This is a genomic window from Henriciella mobilis (assembly GCF_003576315.1).
In the GTDB taxonomy this organism is placed as follows: Bacteria; Pseudomonadota; Alphaproteobacteria; order Caulobacterales; family Hyphomonadaceae; genus Henriciella; species Henriciella mobilis.
Window position 1 is genome coordinate 134872 of sequence record NZ_QWFZ01000039.1, and the last position, 21810, is coordinate 156681.

Sequence of the window (21810 nt, forward strand, 5' to 3'; positions counted from 1 at the left end):
ACCCGATTCCGGAGTCCCCAAATGAACGCACCCACAAATCGCAAAGCAGAGCTACTCAGCAAGCCAGTCGAACACGTCGATATCACCAAATTCGACGCTCGTCCGATAATCGAGGCGATGGGCAAGATGTCCTTCTCCTCAAGAGATGCCGCTCGCGCCACCGAGATTTTCAACATGGCAGTCGAAGACCCGGACTGCTCGATCATCCTCACGCTTGCAGGTTCCACGTCCGCCGGCGGCTGTATGCATGTCTATCGCGATCTCGTGAAATACGGACTAGTCGACTGCATCGTCGCCACCGGTGCTTCAATCGTTGACATGGATTTCTTCGAGGCACTTGGCTATCAGCACTATCAGGCACCTGAACAAGTCGACGATAACACGCTTCGCGATCTCTACATCGACCGGATCTACGACACGTTCATCGACGAGGAAGAACTGCAGGCCTGTGATCACACGATCAAGGACATCGCCGACAGCCTTGAGCGCCGCCCCTATTCTTCCCGGGAATTCATCTGGGAAATGGGTAAATGGCTCAAGGAAAACGCCAAGAAGAAGGATTCCCTGATCGAGACCTGCTACGATCACCATGTTCCAATCTTTGTGCCGGCATTCTCGGATTGCTCAGCAGGTTTTGGACTGGTCAAACACCAGGTCGAAAACCTCGGCAACTATATGTCTATCGACAGCGTCGCAGACTTCCGTGAACTGACCGATGTGAAGATTGCGGCAGGATCTACAGGCCTTCTTATGGTCGGCGGCGGCGTCCCCAAGAACTTTGTCCAGGACACTGTGGTTTGCGCCGAAATTCTCGGCAAGGAAGTCGAGATGCACAAATACGCCGTTCAAATCACGGTAGCGGACACTCGCGACGGCGCGTGTTCGTCCTCGACGCTCAAGGAAGCGGCAAGCTGGGGCAAGGTGCAGACCGTGTACGAGCAAATGGTCTTTGCGGAAGCAAGCACCGTGATACCGCTCCTCGCTTCAGCATCCTGGCACAAGGGCGAATGGAAGAAACGCAAACCAAGAGAGTTCGCGAAACTCTTCCTTTAAGGCACCGGCCTTAAGCACAAATTCCATGACGCCGGGGCATCCATTGTCCCGGCGTTTTTGATTCTGCACAGTCCAACTTCGCCGTCAGAACCTCAGCGGGAGAAAGCCATGTCGGATCGGATTGAAGTGAAGAATATTGATGGTGTTGCAGACGTGAGACTTGTCCGCACAGACAAGATGAACGCTCTCGATGAAAAGATGTTCTCAGCTCTCGTCTCCACGACCGAGGAACTGGCAAATGACAATTCGGTCCGGTGCGTCGTTCTCTCCGGCGAGGGCCGCGCGTTCTGTGCCGGTCTCGACATGGGCAATTTTGGCAAAATGGCCGAAGGCAGCGGTGGCGGGTCACCAACCGCCCGGGCCCCGCTCGCCGAACGCACTCATGGAGTCGCCAACCGGCCCCAGCAGGCTGTATGGGGCTGGCACGCGCTCCCGGTTCCAGTCATAGCGGCCGTACACGGCGTGGCCCTCGGCGGGGGCTTCCAGCTGTCGCTTGGCGCTGATATCCGCATCGTTCATCCGGCAACTAAAATGTCGATCATGGAAATCAAATGGGGTCTTGTCCCCGACATGGCGGGGACAGCCATCATGCGGAATCTCTGTCGAGATGATATCCTGCGGGAGCTTACCTATACGGGCCGGATCTTCTCAGGCGCGGATGCTCTGAACTATGGATTCGCAACTGAGGTCAGCGAAAAGCCCTACGAACGGGCTATGGAGCTGGCCAAGACAATCGCTTCCAAGAACCCCGATGCAATCCGGGCAAACAAGCAGATATTCAACAACCTGCCCGACCTAAATGCTGCGGAATCACTGCTTCAGGAATCTGTCCTTCAGGACAAGATCATTGGTTCAAAGAATCAGATTGAAGCCGTCATGGCCGAGCTGCAAAAGCGTGCCCCGGTTTTCGATGACGGGTGACTGAAATCAAGCTCCAGAATCAACGAAAGCCGGAACCTGAAGGCTCCGGCTTTATCGTTGGCCTGATCTGGCGCGAGTGACGGGGCTCGAACCCGCGACCTCCGGCGTGACAGGCCGGCACTCTAACCAACTGAGCTACACCCGCACAGATCGGCCACCGCATCCCGCGGTGAGGCGCCTGATTAGACAAGGCGGCTTGGCTGGTCAAGCGGGAAGTGCCATGAGAATGCCATGACTTGCAGCTAGGGCTTAGCAGACTTCAGGAATCGGGTGTTCTAGACCTATGAAACGTGTCTTCATTTTCGCCGGTGCCGGACTCGGTCTGCTTCTTATTGTTCTCGCGGCCCTCCCCTTTTTCATACCTGCGTCTGTTTACAAGGCGCAGATTGAGACGGCTGCAAGCAATGCGCTTGGTCGCCCGGTAAGTGTCGATGGCGAGGCCAGGATATCAATCTTCCCGGTGATCTCAGCGTCGCTAGAAGACGTGCGCGTTGCCAATCCCGACGGTTTTGAAGCGCCCAATATGATCGAAGCGGGCGCCTTGCGCGGCTCGGTAAAGTTGCTGCCGCTGTTTTCTCGGCGGGTAGAGGTAAAAGAGATCTCATTCGAGGACGCATCTGTGCGCCTGACCCGTACCGCCGCCGGAGAGGTCAATTGGGAGTTTGAGCGCAATACAGCGCCCGACGACGGCGCGAATCCGCAGCCTTCAGGCGACCCTTTCTCTGCCACTATCGACAGGGCGCGGCTGCGCAACGCGTCAGTGGTCTACGAAGACCTTCAAAGCGGCATTCGGTACGATCTCTCCGACTTCAATGCAGAAGCTTCATTGAAATCGGCTGATCGGCCGATGACCCTTCGGGCGAATGGCGTCTTCCAGAATGAACGGTTCGAGTTCGATCTGACCTTGACGTCACCTGAAGCTCTCCTGTCCGGTGTTCAGGCCTCAGTCGACGCCCGGCTCGGTTCGGATCTCGGCAACGTCAGTTTTGACGGAACCATAACCAACGAAGACGCCATGAACGTTTCAGGGCGTTATTCTGCAAACATTCCTCAGTTAAGCGACGTCACATCCTTCTTGGATATCGCTCTGCCTGTAGATCTGGCACCGCTGGGTGGGCTGCGCGCCAGCGGATCCATTGAGGGCGCGCTGCCAGATCTGTCTCTTAATTTTTCTGACCTAACCGTTTCCGGTGACGGGCTGAATCTAAACTACAATGGGCTGCTTCATATCCGCGACACACCAGAGTTCGACGGACAGGCCAGTCTGGATGTAAGGGACGCGTTTGCGTTGAGCCGGGAACTTGGACTGCCTCTGCAACCGCTAAGCGCCTTCAAGCAGCTTTCGATTAATTCTAGACTGGAAGGGCCTGCGACAGCACTTAACTTCGCCGGAATAACGGCTCGCAGCAACAGCCCGTCGCTCAGTGCGTCCTACTCCGGATCAATTTCACTGGCCGACGACGGCCGGGTCGATGGTGATCTGTCCGCAAAAAGCGACCAGCTGCGCCAACTGCTATCCCAGCTTGGCGTCGAACTACCAGAAGGCACATCGCTGAAGTCAGCCTCAGTCTCCGGTCGGGCGCGCGGCAACTTCCAGCGACTCGGACTCGAAAGCGGAACATTTGCGCTCGACGACACGCAGGCTACCGGTTCGATTTCCGCCGATCTGAGCGCGGCTGTTCCAGCCGTCAAAGCCGACCTGAAGACCAGTCGCCTGGATCTATCCCCGTTCCTTGGCTCAGATGCCGACCAGCCAGCGGCAAGCCAGCCTTCTGCGTGGAGTGAGGCTCCTCTAGACCTCGCAGCGCTAAATTTGCTGGATGCCGACATTGCTTTGGTGGCCGACGAAATTGATATCGGAAAGATCCAGCTCAAAAACTCGGATCTCTCGGTTTCGCTGAAATCTGGAAAGCTTAATGCCAACCTGAACCGGTTTTCGGCATTTGGTGGAAGCTGGAACGGCAAGGCGATCGTTGATGCCGCTGGATCGACTCCGGCTTTCGACTTCGAAATGGCAGCCTCGAGCGTCGAAGCGCAATCCCTTTTGTCCAGCCTTGCCGGTTTCGACAAGCTCAGTGGGGGCGGACAGTTCTCAATTGATGTTGCGGCGTCCGGCGCCAGCATCAATCAGATTGTCAACGCTGTTGATGGCAGCCTGTCGCTCGAAATTGGCAATGGTGCGTTGCAGGGTGTCAACCTCGGTCAACTCGTCCGTTCCGCGGGCTCGCTGCGCGAAGCATTGTCATCGGGAAATCTGACGCTGCAGTCACTCGGAGAGGTCGTCTCGCCGCAGGCTGAAACAGACTTCACCAATTTCTCGGCGACTCTGGATATTCAGGATGGATTGGCACAAATCCAGTCGCTTTCTCTTGTCAACTCAGTGATGAATGTCAGCGGCGCAGGACAGATTGGTATTGGCGGACGCACACTCGACGTCAAGCTTACCCCGGCCATCGACCGGGCTGGGCAAGGCAATACAGCAACGGTTCAACTGAACGGAATCCCGGTGCCGCTTCGGGTCCAAGGCAGCTGGAATGCTCCCCGATTTACTCCTGACTTCTCCGGAGTCCAGTCGGCGCTGGCGTCGAATGTCCGAGACAGGGCGGCATCGGAGCTTCAGGACCGGATAGGTGGCGAACCGGGAGCTATTGCTTCGGATGTCATCGGCGGTCGCCAACCTGGCGCATCGGCGGACAAGACGGGAAGTCAGCCACAAAGCCCAGCAGACGATTCGCAAGAGTCTGCGACATCGCCTGAGGCAGACGCGCCGAACGAGAGTGAGGGCGAGGACGGCGAAGAAAGCGAAAGCGAGAAGGCAATCAAGGATGTATTGGGGCTAATTCTGGGGCCAAATTAGGCCTCACCCCGCCGCATATTTTTTCGGAAATCTGTCTGCGGAATCGTTGCCGGTTCTATCCCCTTCCTCAACGTGTTCATCCGGTCCGGACGGCACGTCTCGAATGTCGATGAGGTGGGTCAGTTTGTCGAGCGGCTGGGGACGACTGATCAGGAAGCCTTGAAGTTCATCGCACCCGTTTTCGGTCAGAAACTGTTTCTGGCCTTCGGTTTCCACGCCTTCCGCTGTGCAGACCATATTGAGCGCCTTGGCGAGTTGCAGTGTCGCCCTCGCGATCGCTCTACACTCTTCGCTGTGATCAATATCTTGAACGAAACCTTTGTCGATTTTGAGCTTGTCGAATGGAAACCGTCTCAAATAACTCAGCGAAGAATATCCTGTACCAAAGTCATCGAGCGAAATCCGCACGCCCAACTCCTTGAACTTGCGAAGGCGTTCAAGTGTGAACTCGGTGTCGCTGAGCAATACGGATTCGGTAATTTCCAACTCTAACCGCGACGGGGCGATCTCGTTGACCGCCAGAGCATTGACAATTGTGTTCAACAGATTGGCGCTATGTATCTGGAGTGGCGAAATGTTCACCGCGACACGCATATTGTCAGGAAATCGCCTGGCGACACGCAGAGCTTCTCGCAAGGTCCAGTCGCCAAGCCGGGTGATAAAACCGGTGTCTTCGGCGTGTTTGATGAAACTTCCAGGACCTATCAGGCCTCGCGTCGGATGCTTCCACCGAAGCAGAGTCTCGCAGCCAACAATTTCACCTGTGCTGGCGCACATTTGTGGCTGGAAGTAGGTCAGCAGTTCGTTGTTCTCAAGTGCCCGATGGAGGTCGACTTCGGTCTCACGGCGAATGCGAGCTCTTTCGGCAAGCTCATCTGAAAAGATGCACCAGGTTCGTTTGCCCGATTCTTTCGCCTGGTAGAGGGCAAGGTCGGCGTGTTTGAGGAGCGTGGAGATGTCTGTGCTGTAGTTATCGATGATCTTGACGCCAATACTCGCGCCACAATGGGCTGAAGATCCCCAGATTTCGTATGGCGTATTGAGCGTTTCGCTCAAGGCTCGAACTTGCGCGACCAGTTCTTCCTTCCCGCGGCTTTCAACCAGGATAGCAAATTCATCACCACCCAGACGCGCAATGATGAGAGCGTCCTTTGTCCCTTGTTTGAGCCGCGATGCGACCTGGCAGAGCAACTCATCGCCTGCCGGATGTCCAAGCGTATCATTCACCCACTTGAAGTTATCGAGGTCCAGCCAGAGAAGTGCGCGAAGCATCCCGTCAGGCGCGGGTGTTTGGGATAACTGATCCAGACGTTCGTTAAGGCAGGCGCGGTTTGGCAAAGACGTCAGCGGATCAAAGTGCGCCATGAACGCAATACGATCTTCGATCTCTTTTGACTGCGAAATGTCTGATGCAACGCCCCGAAAGCCGGAAAAACTGCCCGCGCTGTCAAACACCGGCTTGCCTGTTAGTGACCACCAGACGCCATCCTCGCCGGCGACTTGAAGAGCAATGTCACGGAACGGCTGACGGTTCTCCAGATTGCTTATCAGCTGGGTTTTCGCATCATTGTCCGTGAACAGGGATGAGATTGCCGTTCCCTGCACCATCGCACTTACGGCTGACTTCTTTCCCGAGACCGGAAGTGGGATATCTTCCAGCAATCCGGCTTCATCGGTTTGCCACAACCAGTCCGAGGTGCTCTCTTCGAAATCACGAAGCAAAAGTCCAATTAGCTGCGCCTGATGCTGAACAGCAGCCCCGCTGAGATGTTGTTCAACGAACTGTCGATAAGACCAGCGAATCGATATCCAGAGCACGGATGCGTAAACCAGGGCCAGGATGGACAGAAAATCATTTCTTGGGTCGTTGCCGAGCTGAAGTCCAACAACAAATCCGATCGTTGTTGGGATGAGGAAAGCCTGGGCCGCTTCCGGGATCCGGCTAATCAGAACAACACCGCCAAACATCATGCCGGCCATGATAATGCTGACAGCCAACTGGCTCGTTGCATCATCAAAAGGCATGATCAGGAGCGGAAGAATGCCCCAGATCAGCCCAACAAAAGATGCGAGGCGAGAAAACCGTTCAATCCCCTGCTGGGTCTTATCGGTCGAACCGGCTATTCCATTCTGCTTTCGAAGTTTGGCCTTCCGACGGGCACGCATATTTGCAATCAGCAGGATGGCCGAGGCGACGAAAAGCAGGGCCGCCCACAGGCCAAGTAGCCTTATGGCAGGTGAATGCCAGAAGGAAACAATAACCACGGATGCGTTGACGAGGTTTGCCAGCACCATCACTGGCGTCAGGCGCCCGGCTGTTTCCAGCTGTCTTGCCCTTATACTGGCCGCCTGATCATCAGGGACGTCGATCGACTGAACCAGGGCGGCCAGTGAATGGCTATCGCTGTCAATCGCCCGAAAAAACTTTCTCACCCCGAACTCCTGATCGGAAAATCCGAGTGTGGTTTACGACAAATGTATAAACATCGCAGAAGACCGAAGCTTGAAATTTGATCTATCTGGTCGCGTGCCTCCAATGCCGCTAGGTTTCCGCTATGGCTTCCACACCTCTCATCCTTTCCATCGACCAGGGGACCACTTCTAGCCGATCCCTCGTCTTCGACGCCAACGGCCGAATCGTCTCTTCGGCTCAGTGTGAGTACAAACAGCACTTTCCGAAACCGGGCTGGGTCGAACACGTTCCAGACGACATATGGCGCACGACAGTGCAGACGGCTGATGAAGCGATGACTGTGGCGGAACAGCAGACAGGCGGTAAGATCGAGTGCATCGGCATCACCAATCAGCGGGAAACCACCATCGTGTGGGACAAGCGGACTGGGCAGGCCTTGGGAAACGCAATTGTATGGCAGGATCGGCGAACTTCCGGCCATTGCGAGGAACTTCGCTTATCCGGCAAGCTAGACGAAATTGTGCGGCGAACCGGTCTAACGATCGATCCGTATTTTTCGGCAACCAAACTGCGCTGGATTCTCGAGAACGTCGATGGCGCAATTGATCTGGCCGAGCAAGGCAATCTGGCCTTTGGGACGATTGATACGTTTCTGATCTACAGACTGACAGGCGGCAAGCATCATCTGACGGATGAAACGAATGCCAGCCGTACGCTCTTGTACAACATCAACGAAGGCGACTGGGACGACTGGCTTCTGAACCTGTTTGAAATACCAAGGTCTGTCCTGCCTGATATACGACCAAGCAGCTCTTCATTCGGCGAAACTGATCCTAAAATCTTTGGCCGGAGCATTCCTATACTTGGCGTTGCTGGCGATCAGCAGGCCGCTGCATTCGGACAAGCGTGCTGGCATCCAGGAATGATCAAGAGCACGTACGGCACTGGATGCTTCATGCTTGCGAGCTCCGGGAACAAGATCGTGCGCTCCCAAAGCGGACTGTTGTCGACTGTCGCCTGTCGCACAGGCGCTGAACGCCAGTTTGCGGTCGAGGGCTCGATATTCATAGCCGGTGCCGTTTCACAATGGCTGAGAGACGAACTCCACATAATCGAGGACGCCGCTGAAACAGAAAGTCTAGCAGCGTCGGTATCAAGCAATGAAGGCGTCTACGTCGTGCCGGCCTTTACGGGCCTGGGCGCCCCTCACTGGGACAGCACAGCCCGCGGTGCGATATTTGGACTGACACGAAACACCGGCCGGGCGGTCCTGACTCGCGCCGCAATCGAAGCGGTCGCTTATCAGACAAACGATCTCGTGGCGTCCCTCATTTCCGACGGTCTCTCAGTCGACGCCATCCGCGTTGATGGTGGCATGGTCGCAAATAGCTGGTTTCTGCAATTCCTGTCGGATATTCTGGAAGTGCGTATCGACCGCCCGGTGATTATCGAAAGCACCGCGCGGGGGGCCGCTTTCTTGGCAGGCCTCAAGGCAGGCATTTTTTCCAATACGGAACAGCTTGAGGAATTGTGGGCGCACGATCGTCAATTTACACCGTCCATGCTGGCCTCAGAACGGCAAGCCCTTGTTTCGGGCTGGCAAGCAGCCGTAAAGGCTACGCTCTTTCACGCCAGCCTGAATTGACTTAGCAACTTTCAGAACCGGTAAATGGTCGGAGCGGCGGGATTCGAACCCACGACCCCTTGTCCCCCAGACAAGTGCGCTACCGGGCTGCGCTACGCTCCGACGTCGAGTGCTTTAGTCTCGCCTGCAGATGATTGCAATGACCGAGACTGCTTCACGCAGCCTTGGCGAGCCGGGCCTTGTCCAGACGTGCCTTGATGTCGACCAGATCCGCCAGCATCGACTCCAGCCGTTCTCGGGAATCGCTGTCCTCCGATACCGCTTTCTCGCCAGATGCAAATGCGGTGCGGATACTTTCCTGAAGCTCCCGTGCAGGGCTTCGCTGAGGAACGTCCTGACTTCCTGCCGAAAGCGTGGCCTGTCCGGCGAGAACGCGTGCGATCCCCTGCTCGTTGATAAGTTGCTGAGCGCCTTTAAGCGTCATGCCACGCTCATGTACGAGCAACTGGATGGCCCGCAGGGCCTCCATGTCCTCCGGCCGGAACATGCGACGACCATCAGGCCGCTTCAGAGGTTTCAGATGCCGGGTAAACTTCCCCTCCCAATAGCGCAGCACGTGCGGTTGCAAGCCGAGTTCATCCGCCGCTTCACCGATGGACCGGTAGGCATCGGCGGACTTTTCGACTTTCTTGGCAGCTGCTGACATTTGGGATTCCCTCTTTCTAATTAATTGCCGTCTTCGACCTTGCTCTTCAGCATGGGAGAGGGCTTGAACGTGACCACGCGTCTAGCTGAAATCTTAGCCTCAACACCGGTTTTTGGATTGCGGCCCGCACGGGCAGATTTCTTGCGAACAACGAAATTGCCGAATCTCGAAAGTTTGACCTCGTTCTCGTGTTCGAGGCTTTTCCCAATCAATTCGAGCATCCGGTCGAGAATGTCGCCGGACTCCTGCCTGGTAATTCCGACTTCCCGTACAATGGCATCGGCTAGTTCGACGCGAGTTATGGTTTTGCTGGTCACGTAATCAGCTCCTCTGGTTAACAGATACGGCCGATATCTTAACGAAAGAATTACAGCCGGAAGAGAGTGGCACCCCACGAAAAGCCACCCCCCATGGCTTCACTTAGCACAAGATCGCCGGTTTTTATCCTCTGGTCTTCTATTGCCGTGTGTAGGGCGAGCGGTATTGAGGCTGCTGATGTGTTCCCGTGACGGGAAACAGTCGATACGACCTTGTCTTCATCCAGTCCGAGCCGTTTAGCGACACCATTCAATATCCGCTGGTTGGCCTGGTGGGGAACAAACCAGTCAACATCATCAATCGTGTGACCTGTATCATCAAGCACACGCTCGATCGCGCTGGAAATATTCGTCACAGCATGCCGGAAAACCTGATTCCCTTGCATGCGGACATGACCGATGGTGCCTGTCGAAGAGACCCCGCCATCGACGTAGAGCAAATCGCTTTTGGTACCATCCGTCCGGATATGATGCGCGATCACACCTTCATCCGCGGCACCTTCGTCCGCCTGCAACACTGCTGCGCCGCTTCCGTCGCCGAAGAGAACGCATGTTGAGCGGTCAGACCAGTCCAGAATTCGCGTAAACGTCTCTGCCCCGATAACAAGCGCAGTCTTGAAAAGTCCCTGACGCAACATGGAATCTGCAGTAGCCATGGCGAATAGAAAACCCGAGCATACCGCCTGGACGTCAAACGCGGCACCCCCGGAGATGCCGAGTTTGGCCTGAACGGCGGTCGCCGTTGCGGGAAAGGTCCTGTCAGGTGTTGTGGTGGCAAGAACAATCAAATCAACGTCGCTCGCGACCAGGCCTGCATTCTTCAAGGCAACCTTCGCGGCTTCCGTGGCCAAGTCCGATGTCAGCTCTCCCTCCGCCGCAATATGGCGTTGATGGATACCCGTCCGTTCGCGGATCCAGTCATCAGACGTGTCGACCATTTTAGCCAGATCGTCATTGGTCAGAACACGGCTTGGCAGATAGGCCCCCGTGCCTCGAATAAAACTTTTCGTGGTCTTCATTACTCAACCGTTTCCGGCGCAATTCCGAGTTGGGATACGCGTTTCAAGCCTGAGGAGACTTCTTCCATATAGTGGCTGTTGGCAAGGTCCGCCGCCAGTTTAATAGCGGTCGCGAACCCTTCGGCGTCTGTCCCGCCGTGACTTTTAACAATCACACCGTTGAGACCCAACAGGACCCCGCCGTTTACACTCGAAGGGTTGAGCTTTGTGCGCAGGTCCCGCAATCCAGAGGCTGCGAGCGCTGCACCCGCCTTGGACAGCAAACTCGACGTTAGTGCTTCCCTGACATATCGCGACACAAGGCGTGCTGTGCCTTCGGCTGTCTTCAAAGCAACATTGCCCGTGAAGCCATCTGTTACGATAACATCGGCGACACCCATCGAAATATCGTTGCCTTCAACGTATCCCTTGAACTCGATTCCAATGTCCCGTGTCCGCATGATTTCACTGGCGAACTTTACCGCGTCCCGCCCTTTTTCATCTTCCGCCCCAATGTTCAGGAGCCCGACCGTTGGACGCTTCGTGCCAAATACTGCGCGGGCGTAGGCTTCGCCCATGACGGCGAACTCAACCAGTTGGTCCGCATCCGCATCGAGATTGGCACCGACATCCAGAACAACCGAACGACCATTCAGAGTTGGCCAGATCGCCGTCATGGCTGGGCGATGAACGCCGGGCATCTTGCGCAGGATCATCATCGACATGGCCATGAGGGCACCCGTATTCCCCGCGGAAACGCCGGCAGAGGCTTCACCCTGCTTCACCGATTCGATCATGCCCCACATGCTGGTCGTCTTGCCTTTTCGCAGAGCGGAGGATGGCTTCGCGCTCATGCTGACAACATCGGGGTGATCAATCAGTGCGCAGCGGCTTGCCAGCTTGTGCTTTGCGACTAGCGGAGCGAGTGCGTCTGATTGGCCGTGAAGAAGAAAATTGACATCCGATCGCCTCTGGCAAAAGAGCTGCAGCCCTTCCAGAACCACTTCAGGGGCGTGATCGCCCCCCATCGCGTCAATCGATAGAGTTACTGAGGACATTTCAAGTTCTTACCCGCTGCCAGAGTCGGGGAAAGTACGCCCCTGCCCTCCGATCCGCAACATGTGGAACGCAAGCAGGCTGCGCATGACCATGCACCTACCAAGGCGCCTTGCCTGCGAGAAGAGCTTCATCCGCGACGGACGGGAGCATCTGCGCATCCTGAACGATTATCTCGGCGACCTCCAAAGCCCCTCCTGGAGATGTAACTTCATTTCGTTCGAAGACGTTGGCCAGAGACTCGACGGCCTGCTCAGACTCGAGAGCCTCCTTGGCCGCCCTGGCCAGACCAAAGAAGCGTTCCCCAAGCTTTCGAACCTTTCTGGCAATTGACGCATCACCCACACCAGTTTCCCGGAGCGCGCCGTCAATGTCGCTGAAGACCCTATCGTTCAAGATCCTGGAGATCGCCTGTCCCTGCTCCCCTGCTTTCTCAAGTCTGGGGAACAGCAGAGCCGAGTACAGACAAATTGCATTGAAGCGCCCGTCGAACGTGTCGGGTATTTTATCTTCACCGAACAAGACCGGATCACGCGCCTTGCCCACAATTGCATGGTGAAGCCGTTTGGCGACCTCTTCCGACTTTCGACGATTTGAACGCTTGAAGTGCCGCAACAAACTCACTTATGCGCTCCGTAACTTGCCAATCCGATGATGTCGCCTGTAATCCAGTGGGAACAGGAAGGAAAGCCGCATGAGCAAAACGATTATAGCCGCAAGTCTGGCCCTCGCCTGCTTCTCAGCCACAGGCTGTATATCAACTGTGAAAGCCTATCATGGCTACGCACCAGACGAGATTAACCCGGCCGATGTGGAGCCAGGTCTCGATACGCGCTCCAGCGTTCTGGCACAGCTTGGCTCTCCGAGCACGGAAAGCGTATTCGACGACAACACCTGGATGTATATCACGACGATACAGGAGCGCTTCGCTTTTTTCCGTCCGGAGATTTCCACGCGAACCATCACAGCGATTCGATTCAGCGAAGAAGACGTCGTCGAAGAAGTTCTCAAATATAATCAGGACGATGGCCGCGTGATTAGCTACGCCTCCAGAGAAACCCCAACACGTGGCCGCGAGCTTGGCCTATGGGAGCAGATCTTTGGCACAGTGGGCCAGGTTGCCTTGCCTGCAACCGACGAGGCCACGCCTGGCAATCCGACGGGACGCCGCTAGAGACGACGGCTTTAGAATTCTTTTTGTTCGAAAATGAAAGCCCTCCCGCTTCGTCTGCGGGAGGGCTTAGCTTTTGAAAGCGACCGATTACTGTTCGGCCGCCAGACCTTAGAAGTGGGCGAGTACAGCCACCATTAGCAAGGCCACAATGTTCGTGATCTTGATCATCGGATTGACCGCCGGTCCCGCGGTATCCTTGTAAGGATCGCCGACGGTATCGCCTGTCACAGCAGCCTTGTGGGCCTCCGAGCCCTTGCCGCCGTGATTGCCATCTTCAATGTACTTTTTCGCATTATCCCAGGCACCACCGCCTGAGGTCATGGAAATTGCTACGAACAGACCTGTCACAATCACGCCAAGCAGCATCGCTCCGACAGAAGCCAGCGCAGACGCCGGACCCGCGATGAGCCAGATGACGGCGAGCAGGACAATTGGCGAAAGCACAGGGAGCATCGACGGAACGATCATCTCACGGATTGCTGCCTTGGTCAGCAGGTCGACCGCCTTGCTGTAATCCGGCTTGACCTCGCCCTTCATGATGCCGGGCATTTCACGGAATTGTCTGCGAACCTCCTCGACCACCGATTGGGCCGCGCGCCCAACAGCCATCATCGACATCCCGCCAAACAAGAATGGCAAGAGGCCGCCGAACAGGAGGCCAACAACAACGTAAGGGTTGGCAATGGAGAAACTGACCTCTCCTACAGATGCAAAAAAGCTACCCGGCTCTGCTGTTTCCGCAAAGTATTTGAGGTCTTCATTATAAGCCGCAAACAGCACCAGAGCACCGAGACCGGCGGAGCCGATTGCATAGCCTTTGGTAACCGCTTTGGTCGTGTTGCCAACGGCATCGAGCGCATCGGTGGTGTCGCGTACCTCGCTCGGTAGATCGGACATCTCAGCGATGCCGCCTGCATTGTCCGTCACGGGGCCAAAGGCATCCAGCGCGACAATCATTCCAGCAAGCGCGAGCATCGTCGTCGTCGCGATGGCGATGCCGTACAGCCCGGCGAGATTGAAGGTCAGAATGATACCCGCGATGATCGTGATGGCGGGCAGCGCGGTCGACTCAAGCGAAACGGCCAGCCCCTGGATTACGTTGGTGCCATGCCCGGACTCAGACGATTTGGCCACAGAGCGGACCGGTCGATAGCCCGTTCCGGTGTAATACTCCGTAATAACCACGATCAGAGCTGTTACGCCCAGGCCCGCCACACCGCACAGAAACAGGTCAAGACCAGTAACATCACCGACCAAACCAAGTTCACTGGCAGCACCATCCAGTACGCCGAAGCCGTTCGGCAGTGCCCAGTTTATGGCGACGGCAAGCCCTGCGAGCGAGAACACGCCGGTCGCTATGAGCCCCTTGTACAGGGCTCCCATGATGTTGGTTGACCCCTGACCAAGGCGTACGAACCAGGTCCCGGCGATCGACGCCAGGATACAGACTGCGCAAATAGCCAGCGGCAGCAACATAATGGAGCCAAGGTAGCCCAGACCACCAAAGTAGATCGCGCCCAGCACCATGGTAGCAACGATGGTGACCGCATAGGTCTCGAACAGGTCCGCTGCCATGCCGGCACAGTCTCCGACATTATCGCCAACATTGTCCGCAATCGTCGCAGCGTTGCGCGGGTCATCTTCAGGAATACCAGCTTCAACCTTGCCGACCATGTCGCCGCCAACGTCAGCACCTTTTGTAAAGATGCCGCCACCGAGACGCGCGAAGATCGATATCAAGGACGCGCCGAAGCCGAGTGCGACGAGGCCATCCACGACCGAACGGTCATTCGGCGCAAAGCCGACCAGCCCGGTCAGGATGCCGTAATAGGCAACGACGCCGATTAGCGCGAGGCCGACCACGAGCAGGCCCGTAACGGCGCCCGACTTGAAAGCCATATCCAAACCGCCCTGCAGACTTTTGCTTGCAGCCTGCGTCGTGCGGACGTTCGCTTGGACCGACACTTTCATGCCGATGAAACCAGCCGCACCTGACAATACGGCACCGATCAAAAAGCCGAGCGGCACCTCCCAGCTTCTGAAAGCAATGAAAAGCAATACAATGACGCCCGCACCAACCATGGCAATCGTTGTATACTGCCGGTTCAGGTAGGCATTGGCGCCCTCCTGAATGGCTGCCGCGATTTCGCGCATCCGGTCAGACCCGGAGTCTGCTTTCATAATCGAATTCGACTGAAGCCAGCCAAATATTACGGCCGCGAACCCGGCGACCAATGCAATCCAATACCATAGGGTCATTTGTGCCCTTCCTCCCATTCGGCCGATTCCGCTTGTATAATTACGGATCGAGCCAGTTTGTTTATGACTCGTCACTGCCAAATGCCGCGCGTTTAAGCAAGCTGGATCGCGTCCGAAGCGACCCGGAAGCCCTAATTACCGTGGACGAAGCCTAGTTTCGCAGGTACCGGGACGATTTTCCCTCGATGTTTCAGCTGGAGTTCGTCACCTGCCGCCACATGCCCGATTCGCGTCAGTCTGATCCCTGCGGATGCGGCGTCCTTGATGGCAATATCAAGCTTCGATTCTGGTAGCGTCATCAAAACCTGATAGTCGTCTCCACCTGTCCCAAGCTCTATCATGTCAGCCACGGAAGCGCAGTTCCGGGCCCATGGGACGGTTTCCATGTCCAAGCAGATAGCCTTGCGGCTTGCTCGTCCCACATGAATGGCTTCGGCGATCAGTCCGTCAGAGATATCGATGGCGGCGTTCGCATGCGCCGATAAAATCTCGGCAATCTCTGGGGCGGGTATATCCGGCACCCTGAAATGCCGGGCGAACGGACTGTCCCTGCCCGCCTTTGCATCATCCAGGCCCTGGTAGCCCGCGCCTATGGTTCCGGACACACACACAGCGTCGCCCACCATTGCACCGGATCTGGCGACAGGATTCGGAGAAAGGCAGCTTCCGGTTACCGTCATCGTGAGAACCAGAGGACCGGGCGTTGAAACGAGATCGCCTCCGACAAGTTTCACATTCCACTGCGCCAGGTCATGCCCAAGCCCTCCGCAGAAGCGCTCGAATCGAGGTTCATCGAACCAGTCTGGCAACGCGACGGATAGTAAGGCTTCTTTTGGAACAGCCCCGTTGCAGAGGATGTCTGACACATTCACACGCAGGATCTTCTTCCCAAGCGTCTCGGGAGGATCGCCACGGAAGAAGTGAACGCCTTCAACCAGCGTATCCATTGTAGCAATCAGCGGCCGATCAGGGGGCAATGAGGCTAGGATGCCCACATCGTTTTCAAGCGACATTGCGCCTTCGCTCGTTGCGATAGGCTTCAGGTACTTTGAAATCCAGTCGAATTCGGACACCGGGCCCATCCCGCGCTATTGCGGCGTTCGTACGTCCTTGGCCATATTCTCAAGGACGGCATTGACGAAATTGGCTTCCGTCTTGTCGAAAAAATCGTGGGCGAGCGACACATACTCGTCCAGGATAACCGCGTTCGACAATTCCTGATGTTCGATCAGCTCGGCACAAGCAGCACGAAGTATCGCGCGTGTTGTGGAGTCCAGACGCGATAGTTTCCAGCCCGAGGACAAGCGGGCCAATATTGCCGCATCGATGGTCGCCTGGTTCTTCACAACAGCGTTGACGACTGCCTTGAAGAGATCGGGATCGGCTTCTTCAACGGGTTCTTCGTCCGGCCCGAAGCCGAGCCTGTCTTCCATGAACTCGCGGATAACGGCTTTCGCGCTCTCGCCCGTCTGTTCCATCTGATACAGAGCCTGGACGGCCGCCAGCCGGGCTCCTGCCCTGCGCGCGCGGATCACCTCAAATGGCAGTTTCTGGCTCTCGATCATCTAACGAATTTCTTCCGCATCTTGAGCATGGCGAGACAGGCGTCAGCCGCGTCCTTGCCCTTGTTTTTTTGCTTTCGATCCGCTCGCGCCAGCGCCTGGGCTTCGTTCTCAACTGTGAGAATACCATAACCGATCGCGAGACGGCGCTTGACCGCCAGGTCCATCAGGCCTCGCGCACTTTCGCCGCACACATAGTCATAGTGGGACGTTTCGCCTCTGATCACGCACCCAAGCGCGATGTAACCATCATACTGACCGCTGTCGGCAGCCATTGCGATTATACCGGGTACTTCGAAAGCGCCGGGCACTTCGATCACCTCAGTGACCACATCCTCGTCGGAAAGTGCTTCCAGCGCGCCTGCTTCGAGCTCCCGAGAAATGTGATCATAGTAGCGTGAGGTCGCAATCAGAATACGGTGCGCCATTCTAGTCTTCTTCCTGTGTCAATCGCTGCCAGCCTTCAATGCTGATGCCGTAGCCGTCGAGTCCTGCCACGCGCGTTGGCTGGGTGTCAGATAAAAATATCATTCGCCGTACACCCAGTTCGCGAAGGATTTGAGCGCCCACGCCGTATTCTCGAAGCGGCTGGTGGGAGTCATCACCGTCGCTGGTCTTTAGACCAAGACGCGCCGCTAAGGAGTTCGGACGCATCGTGTTCACGAATACCACAACCCCTGCTTTCTCTGATTGGGCGATTGCGTTCATCGCCTTCTCCACGAGATTGGCGCGTGGTCCTTTCTCTCCAAGAATGTCAGCAAGCACGTCCGTGCGATGTACCCGGACCAGCACCGTTTCATCGGAGGAAATCGTACCGTGCACAATGGCGATATGTTCTGAATTATCGAGCGCGTTGCGGAAGACGACGGACTTGAACCCATCGCCATACTCACTGTCGAGCGGCGCCTCTACGCGGCGTTCGAGATATCGGTCGTTCTTCCGGCGCCAAGCTATCAGATCTGCAATCGTACCGATCTTCAAGCCATGCAGCTGAGCAAACGAAACGAGCTCGGGCAACCTCGCCATGGTGCCGTCGTCATTCATGATCTCGCATATCACGCCGGCTGGATAGAGGCCCGCCAGACGGGAGATGTCGACGGCCGCCTCGGTATGACCGGCCCTCACGAGCGTGCCGCCATCGCGCGCCACGAGCGGGAACACATGCCCCGGCGAGACGATGTCGTCGTAGTCCTTGGTGGGATCGATCGCCACAGCGACGGTTCGGGAGCGGTCAGCTGCGGATATACCCGTCGTCACGCCATCCTTTGCTTCGATGGAAACGGTAAAGGCCGTCTGCATACTCTCGCGATTATCACGGGCCATCATGTCGAGATTAAGCGTCTTTGCACGCTCTCGTGTCATTGCCAGGCAGATCAGACCTCGACCGAACTTGGCCATGAAGTTAACCGCTTCAGGCGTTGCGAAACTGGCAGGAATCACAAGGTCGCCTTCATTCTCGCGATCTTCAGCATCGACAAGAATGAACATGCGTCCATTGCGGGCATCTTCGATAATCTCATCAATTGAGGAGATCGCGTCGTGTATAGTGTCGCTCATCCAGCAGGCCCCTGTCGCGGCGCATCTACGCCGACCATCCGGGCCACGTAACGTGCAAGCATGTCGACCTCAAGATTGACTTTGCGGCCCACCTGCATTTGTCCGAGCGTCGTCACCTGCCATGTGTGCGGGATGACCGCAACTTCGAAGTCTCCGTTGTCGAGCGCATCGGCGACAGTAAGGGAGACACCATCGACGGCCACAGAGCCCTTCGTGGCAAAAAAACGTGCCAGCGTTGATGGGGGGCGGATTCGCACCCGGTGGCTCTGGCCTTCGTCCTGAATCGACACGATTTCACCGAGCCCATCAACGTGACCAAAAACGAAGTGGCCGCCAAGTTCGGAACCAAGTTTCAGTGATAATTCGAGATTGAGCCTGTCACCTGGGGATAGCTCGCCAAGATTGGTCTTGCTCAGAGTTTCCGGAACGGCCTCTACCTCGAACCAACTTCCATCCTTTTCGGCACCGAAATCGACTACCGTCAAGCAAACGCCTGAATGCATGATGGAAGCGCCCATGGAGAGATCGCTAACCGGATAGTTTGACAGCACGCGGAAGCGCCGCAGACCGTTCCGGTCTTCAGCCGTCATCACCTTACCAATATCTGTCACCAGTCCAGTGAACATTCCATCCCTCCAGGACGTCGATATAGGAGCCGGAGCCGGCGACGCCAATCAGTCACGTAAAGTCAAGAAGCGCAGGCTCGCCTAATCAGCTTTCACCCAACTTTCCAAAATATCGTTTCCGATCTTCTCAGACTGCTTCAGCCGCCAGTGACTGGCTTTGCTGATCGCGTCCAGGCCAAGCCCAGCAATTGCGGGCAACCCGTCTCCCCCCAGAATGATCGGCGCTCGAAACCATTCGATACGGTCCACGAGACCCAGAAGGACAAAACTCGCGGCCAGTTGACCGCCACCTTCCAGGAAAATCCGGTTGAGCCCTTCGCCGCGAGCGCGTCTGAGCAATTCCGATGGATCGACCCGCCCGTCCATCCCGCCCACTGCCCAGGTTTCAACGCCAGCGGGCACCGCTTCACGCTTCGAAGCCAACTCGCTGCCATGGGCTATGACGACTTTTCCTGCTGACGCCGACTGTAGCAAGCGCGCCGAGGACGGCGCCCGAAAGCGGCTGTCCGCGACGATGCGGACCGGTTGCCTTTGCGGAAGTGGAACCGTTCGAGCCGTCAGAAGTGGATCATCAGCGAGAACTGTCCCTATGCCCACCAGCACCGCGTCGTGCGCCGCGCGCATCTGATGTGCACGTGCGCGCGCCTCCGGTCCCGTTATCCACTGACTGACACCATTGGAAAGCGCTATCCGGCTATCCAGGGACGTCGCAATCTTCAGCGTAACGGATGCTCTCACCGTCACTCTTCGTCGTTTCCGTCATCAAGCGCCGAGGTCTCGATAAAGCGAGCGAAATCGCTTGGATCCTTGAAATCCTTGTAGACGCTTGCGTATCGGACGTAACCAACCGGATCGACCGTTTTCAGCGACTCCATGACGAGGTCCCCAATCTCGGCTGACGTTACTTCAGTCTCACCACTGCTTTCCAGCTTGCGCACAATACCGGATACAAGCCGTTCGACACTCTCGTCGCCGACAGCTCTTTTCCGAAGCGCTATCGTGACGGATTTTGCCACCTTGTCCCGATCAAACAGGGCGCGCTTGCCATCGCGTTTAACGACGATGATTTCGCGAAGCTGTACCCGCTCAAATGTTGTAAACCGGCCGCCGCAGACCTCGCATGCGCGACGCCGGCGAACGGCCGTATTGTCTTCTGCAGGCCGGGAATCCTTAACGGCCGTGTTCTCAGCGGTGCAGAACGGACACTTCAAGTTTAAGCCCCCGCACCGCCGTAGATCGGAAATCTGGCAGTTAGTGCTTTCACTTCCTCGCGAACCCGGGCTTCAACACCTTCCGACTCGCCCTGAGCGACCGCATCGACGATCTCACCGATCCAGCGGCCAATTCGACGGAATTCATCTTCTCCAAATCCTCGCGTCGTCCCTGCTGGCGAGCCGACCCGAATGCCACTTGTGACCATCGGCTTTTCGGGATCAAAGGGCACGCCGTTCTTGTTGCAGGTAATAAAGGCACGGCCAAGCGCCGCTTCGGCATCGCGGCCCGTAACATTTTTGGGCCGCAGATCGATCAGCGCAACGTGAGTATCTGTGCCGCCAGAAACGAGATCCAGACCACAGTCTTTTGCTGCTGATGCCATTGCGCGCGCGTTCTGTACCACGCTTGCAGCATAGGTTTTGAATGCCGGTGTCAATGCTTCGCCGAAGGCAACGGCCTTTGCGGCGATGACATGCATAAGAGGGCCACCCTGGATGCCCGGGAAGACGGCTGAGTTCACCTTCTTGGCGATCGCTTCATCATTGGTGAGCACCATGCCGCCACGTGGCCCTCGCAGGGTCTTATGCGTCGTCGTCGTAGCAACGTCGCAATAGTCGAGCGGATTGGGATGGACATCTCCGGCGACGAGGCCCGCAAAGTGAGCCATGTCTACCATGAAGTATGCCCCGACTTCGTCCGCGATTTCGCGGAACGTCTTGAAGTCGATCTGACGGGGATAGGCCGATCCGCCCGCGATAATCAACTTTGGCTGATGTTCCTTGGCCAGAGAACGAACCTGGTCAAAATCGATGAGATGATCCGACTCCCGTACGCCGTACTGGATCGCATTGAACCATTTGCCCGATTGGTTCGGCTTGGCGCCATGCGTCAGGTGACCGCCGGCATCCAGGCTCATTCCAAGGATCGTGTCGCCCGGTTTGATTAGAGCCTGAAATACAGCCTGATTGGCCTGGCTCCCGGAATTCGGCTGCACATTGGCGAAGTCGCAATCAAACAGCGCCTTGGCACGATCGATCGCTAGGTTTTCAGCGATATCTACGAACTGGCAGCCACCATAATAACGTTTGCCGGGATAACCTTCGGCGTACTTGTTCGTGAGAACCGATCCCTGAACTTCAAGCACAGCACGCGATACAATGTTCTCAGACGCGATGAGCTCAATCTCATGCTGCTGGCGTTCCAGTTCATGCTGAATGGCTTCGGCAACAGCTGGATCGCTATCCTCAACGCCGGCCGAAAAAAAACGTGTGGCATCGAATTGTGTCGCGGGGGACGTGTCAGGCATGTGCAGACTTCTCCTAGCAGCTTCGAAGTGGGTTTACGTGCGTTGGCCCTTCGCAGCAAGATTGCTCATCACGCATTTCCGCATGGGTCATTACGCCGGTGTACAGTCAGTTTTCAATTTTATCGACCAAACCTCGCGCATGCTCTTGATATAGTTGAACAAATGGAGTTTGTGTCCGACTTCGCTGGCTGATGGGGGAGAAAAC

Annotated in this window: 20 protein-coding genes and 2 tRNA genes; 5 read left to right on the forward strand and 17 right to left on the reverse strand. The window is 56.4% G+C overall.

Annotated features, from left to right (window positions below; translation table 11 throughout):
• The first annotated feature begins 21 nt into the window (after nucleotides 1–21).
• A complete protein-coding gene (locus tag D1227_RS17840; protein WP_119405657.1) occupies nucleotides 22–1053 on the forward strand; it encodes a 1,9-bis(guanidino)-5-aza-nonane synthase in 1032 nt (343 codons plus the stop codon).
• Nucleotides 1054–1161: 108 nt separating this feature from the next.
• Entirely contained in the window at nucleotides 1162–1974 is an 813-nt protein-coding gene (locus D1227_RS17845) for a crotonase/enoyl-CoA hydratase family protein (protein WP_119405658.1), read from the forward strand.
• Nucleotides 1975–2042: 68 nt separating this feature from the next.
• On the opposite strand, the gene D1227_RS17850 is transcribed toward D1227_RS17845, so the two are convergent.
• Nucleotides 2043–2119: transfer RNA gene (locus D1227_RS17850), tRNA-Asp, on the reverse strand.
• Between the two features lie 138 nt (nucleotides 2120–2257).
• Between D1227_RS17850 and D1227_RS17855 the strand changes: the two genes are divergently transcribed.
• Nucleotides 2258–4831 (forward strand): AsmA family protein, encoded by a 2574-nt coding sequence (locus D1227_RS17855; RefSeq protein WP_119405659.1) that lies wholly within the window; start codon nucleotides 2258–2260, stop codon nucleotides 4829–4831.
• A 3-nt stretch (nucleotides 4832–4834) separates the two neighbouring features.
• Here D1227_RS17855 and D1227_RS17860 read toward each other — a convergent pair whose 3' ends face one another.
• Nucleotides 4835–7264, reverse strand: coding sequence for a putative bifunctional diguanylate cyclase/phosphodiesterase (locus D1227_RS17860; protein ID WP_119405660.1), 2430 nt, complete (start codon nucleotides 7262–7264; stop codon nucleotides 4835–4837).
• 122 nt (nucleotides 7265–7386) lie between these two features.
• On the opposite strand from D1227_RS17860, the gene glpK reads away from it, so the two are divergent.
• Nucleotides 7387–8889, forward strand: a complete 1503-nt coding sequence (gene glpK, locus D1227_RS17865; protein WP_119405661.1) for a glycerol kinase GlpK — start codon at nucleotides 7387–7389, stop codon at nucleotides 8887–8889.
• Between the two features lie 25 nt (nucleotides 8890–8914).
• Here glpK and D1227_RS17870 read toward each other — a convergent pair.
• The 6 genes from D1227_RS17870 to D1227_RS17895 form a co-directional block, all read right to left on the reverse strand.
• Nucleotides 8915–8991 (reverse strand) — tRNA-Pro (locus D1227_RS17870).
• A gap of 52 nt (nucleotides 8992–9043) precedes the next feature.
• Nucleotides 9044–9535: a MerR family transcriptional regulator gene (locus tag D1227_RS17875; protein ID WP_119405662.1), complete on the reverse strand. Its 492-nt coding sequence runs from the start codon at nucleotides 9533–9535 to the stop codon at nucleotides 9044–9046.
• 20 nt (nucleotides 9536–9555) lie between these two features.
• Nucleotides 9556–9852, reverse strand: coding sequence for an integration host factor subunit alpha (locus D1227_RS17880; RefSeq protein WP_119376706.1), 297 nt, complete (start codon nucleotides 9850–9852; stop codon nucleotides 9556–9558).
• A gap of 50 nt (nucleotides 9853–9902) precedes the next feature.
• Nucleotides 9903–10871, reverse strand: coding sequence for a beta-ketoacyl-ACP synthase III (locus tag D1227_RS17885; protein WP_119405663.1), 969 nt, complete (start codon nucleotides 10869–10871; stop codon nucleotides 9903–9905).
• Nucleotides 10871–11908, reverse strand: coding sequence for a phosphate acyltransferase PlsX (gene plsX / locus D1227_RS17890; protein WP_119405664.1), 1038 nt, complete (start codon nucleotides 11906–11908; stop codon nucleotides 10871–10873). Before plsX ends, D1227_RS17885 begins: the two co-directional genes overlap by 1 nt.
• 97 nt (nucleotides 11909–12005) lie before the next feature.
• Nucleotides 12006–12530: a ubiquinol-cytochrome C chaperone family protein gene (locus D1227_RS17895; RefSeq protein WP_119405665.1), complete on the reverse strand. Its 525-nt coding sequence runs from the start codon at nucleotides 12528–12530 to the stop codon at nucleotides 12006–12008.
• Between the two features lie 70 nt (nucleotides 12531–12600).
• Here D1227_RS17895 and D1227_RS17900 point away from each other — a divergent pair, with 70 nt between their 5' ends.
• On the forward strand, nucleotides 12601–13080 hold the full coding sequence (locus tag D1227_RS17900) for an outer membrane protein assembly factor BamE (protein ID WP_119376702.1): 480 nt from the start codon (nucleotides 12601–12603) through the stop codon (nucleotides 13078–13080).
• A 108-nt stretch (nucleotides 13081–13188) separates the two neighbouring features.
• On the opposite strand, the gene D1227_RS17905 is transcribed toward D1227_RS17900, so the two are convergent.
• The 9 genes from D1227_RS17905 to glyA form a co-directional block, all read right to left on the reverse strand.
• Nucleotides 13189–15339: a sodium-translocating pyrophosphatase gene (locus D1227_RS17905; RefSeq protein WP_119376701.1), complete on the reverse strand. Its 2151-nt coding sequence runs from the start codon at nucleotides 15337–15339 to the stop codon at nucleotides 13189–13191.
• Nucleotides 15340–15470: 131 nt separating this feature from the next.
• Nucleotides 15471–16412 (reverse strand): thiamine-phosphate kinase, encoded by a 942-nt coding sequence (thiL, locus tag D1227_RS17910; RefSeq protein ID WP_158586720.1) that lies wholly within the window; start codon nucleotides 16410–16412, stop codon nucleotides 15471–15473.
• 15 nt (nucleotides 16413–16427) lie between these two features.
• The gene (gene nusB / locus D1227_RS17915) at nucleotides 16428–16904 is read right to left on the reverse strand and encodes a transcription antitermination factor NusB (protein ID WP_119376699.1); all 477 of its coding nucleotides are present in this window, start codon (nucleotides 16902–16904) and stop codon (nucleotides 16428–16430) included.
• Complete coding sequence (gene ribH, locus D1227_RS17920) at nucleotides 16901–17329, reverse strand: 6,7-dimethyl-8-ribityllumazine synthase (RefSeq protein ID WP_119376698.1); 429 nt, start codon at nucleotides 17327–17329, stop codon at nucleotides 16901–16903. Before ribH ends, nusB begins: the two co-directional genes overlap by 4 nt.
• A gap of 1 nt (nucleotide 17330) precedes the next feature.
• Nucleotides 17331–18458: a 3,4-dihydroxy-2-butanone-4-phosphate synthase gene (gene ribB, locus D1227_RS17925; RefSeq protein ID WP_119405667.1), complete on the reverse strand. Its 1128-nt coding sequence runs from the start codon at nucleotides 18456–18458 to the stop codon at nucleotides 17331–17333.
• Complete coding sequence (locus tag D1227_RS17930; RefSeq protein WP_119405668.1) at nucleotides 18455–19084, reverse strand: riboflavin synthase; 630 nt, start codon at nucleotides 19082–19084, stop codon at nucleotides 18455–18457. Before D1227_RS17930 ends, ribB begins: the two co-directional genes overlap by 4 nt.
• 81 nt (nucleotides 19085–19165) lie before the next feature.
• Complete coding sequence (locus D1227_RS17935) at nucleotides 19166–19828, reverse strand: RibD family protein (protein ID WP_119405669.1); 663 nt, start codon at nucleotides 19826–19828, stop codon at nucleotides 19166–19168.
• On the reverse strand, nucleotides 19825–20295 hold the full coding sequence (nrdR, locus tag D1227_RS17940) for a transcriptional regulator NrdR (RefSeq protein WP_119376694.1): 471 nt from the start codon (nucleotides 20293–20295) through the stop codon (nucleotides 19825–19827). The genes D1227_RS17935 and nrdR overlap by 4 nt, the downstream gene beginning before the upstream one ends.
• A 2-nt stretch (nucleotides 20296–20297) precedes the next feature.
• Nucleotides 20298–21605 (reverse strand): serine hydroxymethyltransferase, encoded by a 1308-nt coding sequence (glyA, locus tag D1227_RS17945; protein WP_119376693.1) that lies wholly within the window; start codon nucleotides 21603–21605, stop codon nucleotides 20298–20300.
• Between the last annotated feature and the right edge of the window lie 205 nt (nucleotides 21606–21810).